Source organism: Rhodopseudomonas sp. B29 (assembly GCF_000333455.1).
Classification (GTDB): domain Bacteria; phylum Pseudomonadota; class Alphaproteobacteria; order Rhizobiales; family Xanthobacteraceae; genus Rhodopseudomonas.
In genome coordinates this window covers 1-3,697 of record NZ_BADD01000796.1, presented here as the reverse complement: position 1 = coordinate 3,697, position 3,697 = coordinate 1, and the positions used below count along the sequence as shown (strand labels likewise).

At 66.1% G+C, this 3,697-nt stretch carries 3 protein-coding genes and 1 pseudogene; 2 read left to right on the top strand and 2 right to left on the bottom strand.

The features are described 5' to 3' along the window. Window positions 1–138 precede the first annotated feature (138 nt). Window positions 139–1,245, bottom strand: coding sequence for a COX15/CtaA family protein (locus I5M_RS28600; protein WP_022724528.1), 1,107 nt, complete (start codon window positions 1,243–1,245; stop codon window positions 139–141). Between the two features lie 97 nt (window positions 1,246–1,342). Here I5M_RS28600 and I5M_RS28595 point away from each other — a divergent pair, with 97 nt between their 5' ends. Further along, complete coding sequence (locus tag I5M_RS28595) at window positions 1,343–1,564, top strand: DUF2842 domain-containing protein (protein ID WP_022724527.1); 222 nt, start codon at window positions 1,343–1,345, stop codon at window positions 1,562–1,564. A gap of 14 nt (window positions 1,565–1,578) precedes the next feature. Here I5M_RS28595 and I5M_RS30790 read toward each other — a convergent pair. After that, a pseudogene (locus I5M_RS30790) lies at window positions 1,579–2,618 on the bottom strand (polysaccharide deacetylase family protein). A 123-nt stretch (window positions 2,619–2,741) separates the two neighbouring features. On the opposite strand from I5M_RS30790, the gene I5M_RS28585 reads away from it, so the two are divergent. Beyond that, window positions 2,742–3,697 (top strand): GNAT family N-acetyltransferase (locus I5M_RS28585; RefSeq protein ID WP_022724526.1); only part of this gene is annotated, 956 nt, incomplete at its 3' end.

Sequence of the window (3,697 nt, the reverse complement as noted above, 5' to 3'; positions counted from 1 at the left end):
CCGTGCGGGCGGCTTAGCGGCGGCTTCCCGACATATCACTGTCGTCATCCTGAGGTGCCCGCTGTGCCGCGCTACGCGCGGCGCAGTGGGCCTCGAAGGATGAGCCGCAAGCACCTTGGCCGCATCCTTCGAGGCGCGCTACGCGCGCACCTCAGGATGACGACTCAGAACTTGAGAAGGTGGCACCGCGTTGAGCCGCGGCTCGGCCTTGACAGCCGGCACGGTCAGCCGCTCGACCTGCAGCACGGCCAGCGTCAGCACTACAATCCCCATTGCCTGGTGCGCGAGCGCCAGGTCGATCGGCACCTGATGCAGCAAAGTCAGGATGCCGAGCGTCGCCTGCAGCGTCAGCGCCACCCACAGCGCTAAAGCGCCTGCGGCGCCTCGCGCCGACCGCCAGGCATCGATCGCATGCAGTGCCGCCAGCGCCCACAGCGTATAGGCCAGCATGCGGTGATCGAACTGCACGGTGAGATGATTGTCGAACAGGTTCTTCCACCACGGCGTCTCGAACCACAACCGCGCCGAGTCCGGGATCAGCCCGCCGTCGATGCTCGGCCAGGTGTTGTAGACCTTGCCGGCGCGCAGGCCCGCGACGAGCGCGCCGAAATACAGCTGCACGAAGGTCAGCACCAACAACACGATCGCTGTGAATTTCAGCCGCGCATTGGCAACGATGTTCGGTGTGTCGCGCATCCGCCGCAGCGTCCAGACGATGGCGGCGTAGATCAGCAGCGCCAGCGTCAGATGCGTCGCCAGCCGCACCTGCGACACTTCGGTCCGTTGCGACAGGCCGGACGCCACCATCCACCAGCCGACCGCGCCTTGCAGCGCGCCGAGGCCGAAGATCGCCCAAAGCGCTCGTGTCCAGTCGCGCCCGATCGCGCCGCGCCACACGAACCACAGGAACGGCAGCAGGTAGACGAAGCCGATCACCCGCCCGAGCAAGCGATGGCTCCACTCCCACCAGAAAATCGTCTTAAACTCGCCGAGCGACATGCCGGCGTTCATTTCGCGATATTGGGGAATCTGCTTGTAGCCGTCGAACGCGGCCTGCCACTGTGCGTCGGTGAGCGGCGGCAGGGTGCCTGTGACCGGCTTCCACTCGACGATCGACAGGCCCGACTCGGTGAGCCGGGTGGCGCCGCCGACCAGCACCATCAGGGCGATCAGACCGGCCACGATGGTCAGCCAGATGCGCACCGCGCGAACGCTGGAGGATGTCGGCGCCGCCGGGTGGGTCATAAAGCATCCCTTGATCGGATTTTGCCGGACCTTATAGTCCGGCCGTTTCCACGCGCCAAGGCGCGCAAATGACGCTTCGCGAGCGTGTGATCGATCGATGCATATTCGGACCCGCAAATTCATTGGAACCATCGTCCTGCTGATGCTCGCCATCGTCTGGTCGCTGACCGCGATGGCGCTGGCGCAGGCGCCGCTGATCGCCGCCTCGGGATGGCTACAGGCGGTTTATTATGTGGTTGCCGGGCTCGGTTGGGTGTTGCCGGCGATGCCGGTCGTATCCTGGATGTCGCGGCCCGACCCGGATCCGGACACGAACTAGCTGTCGGGCGGCTCTCAGCGTCCGATCGCCGCCGCAGCGCGCGGCATCAGGCCCGACAGCACCACGCGCAGACCGCGCAGCGACGTGCGCCGCCCGTCCCACGAAATTCGCGGCAGCATATGGGCTCGCGGCGGGTTGCCGGCATCGATCATGCCGGGCATCGACGTCATCGCGCTGGTGAAGCCTGCCTGCTCGACCATCTCGAAATGGCGCGCCGTGAAGGTGCCGGTCTCGCCGAATGGAAACGCGAAATGCGGAGCGCTGCGGCCGAGCGCCGCTTCCAGCACGGCGCGACCCATCGTGATCTCCTTTCGAGCCACCGCCTCTGCGGGGTTCGCCAGCAGCGCATAGTTCACCGTGGCGCTGCCGATCGTCACTTGGGATCCGCGGCGAGCCGGGCCACCTCTCCCCAGTTCATCACGCCCTCGCGGGTCACGCGCTTCAGATCGACGCTGTAGCGGATGCACAGATCGTGGATCGCGGTGTGAAGCTCCGCCGGCCCCAGCGCGCGCAACCAGGTGCCGAGGAAATAGAACACCCGGTACTTGTCGTCGAGCTTGGCGGTGTCGAACCAACGCTCGTTGTGATCGATCACCAATGCGATGCGCTCGTGCGTAGTAATCACTTGTTCGAGCGCCAGCCACCACGCCTCTCCGATGCCGTCGGGGAACGCCGTCGGCAGGTAGACCGCGAACGGCACGCCATGGCGCGCCAGGATCGGATGCGCGAAAGTCGCGATATCGCGCGAGCCGCCGTCGAAGGTGAGACAGACGAACCGCGAGCGCAGACGCCGCTCTTCGAGACGCGCGACGACGTCGTCCGGCGAGACGATCTCGCAGCGCCACCGCTTCAACGCCCGCAGCAGGCGGTCGAGAAACTGCGGCGTGATCTCTCTGGAGCGTAGCGGCTGAAACCGTTCGCTGCGCCGCGGCCGTACCCGCTCGAAACGCAGCACCACGCCGGCGCCGCCGCCGCCGAGTTCAGCAAAGCGTGCAAGACCGGAGAAATAGCCGAGCCCGAGCCCTGCCGACGTCCAGAATCGATGTATCGACAAGCCCGACCTCTGCGGCGACAGCCCGCGTTTCGCCTAGTGTCATTACTGTTTGTTGAGAATTCTTTGTAAAGGTCCGGTCGCGCCGCAAAGCGTAAACAAATCTTTATCGCGACGGGTGCGCCGATGACGATGATGGCCGTGCTGGATGAGGGCCGGACCGCTGGCGCCCTCGCGGCCGAGCCCAGCCGGATCGCGCAGATCGAGATCGTGCGAGATTTCGAGGCGGCCGCGGCTGCGTGGCGCGAACTCGAAAGCGGCGACGTGTTCGCCACGCCCTATCAGCGCTACGAATTGCTCGGTGCCTGGCAGCGCAATGTCGGCGCGCAACAAGGCGTCGCGCCCTACATCGTCGTCGCCCGTGATTGCGAGCGCCGGCCTTTGATGCTGATGCCGCTCGGCGTGGCGCACTGCAACGGCGCGCGCGTCGCCAGCTTTCTCGGCGGCAAGCACTGCACCTTCAACATGCCGCTGTGGCGAGCCGATGCCGCGCGCGCGATGGATGCGACCGACCTCGAGGTGCTGATCGCCGCTCTCCGCGCGCAGCCGGATTGCCCCGATATGCTGGCGCTGTGCCAGCAGCCGCAGAGCTGGTGGGGACAGTCCAATCCGATGGCGCTGCTGCCGCATCAGCCGTCGGTCAATCAGTGTCCGGTGCTGGTGATGCGGCCTGGCGCGCCGCCGGCCGACCGCGTCAGCAATTCGTTCCGGCGCCGCCTGAAAGCCAAGGAAAAGAAGTACCAGGCCCTCCCCGGCTATCGCTATCGGCGGGTCACCGAGGACAGCGAGATCGACGCGGTACTTGCCGCCTTCTTCCGCATCAAGCCGGAGCGGATGAAGGCACAGGGACTGCCCAACGTGTTCGCCGAGCCCGGAACCGAGGCCTTCGTCCGCGAGGCCTGTCACGCCAACGTCGGCGGCGGCCGGGCGATCGACATTCACGCCCTCGTCTGCGACGATGAGATGATCGCGATGTTCGCCGGCGTCGCCGACCGCAGCCGCTATTCGATGATGTTCAACACCTACACGCTGTCGGAGAATGCGCGCTACAGCCCGGGCCTGATCCTGATGCGCCACATCAT

Bases quoted from the DNA above. Each gene is read 5' to 3' on its own strand.
- I5M_RS28600 (WP_022724528.1), bottom strand. From the start codon at position 1,245: ATGACCCACCCGGCGGCGCCGACATCCTCCAGCGTTCGCGCGGTGCGC.
- I5M_RS28595 (WP_022724527.1), top strand. From the start codon at position 1,343: ATGCATATTCGGACCCGCAAATTCATTGGAACCATCGTCCTGCTGATG.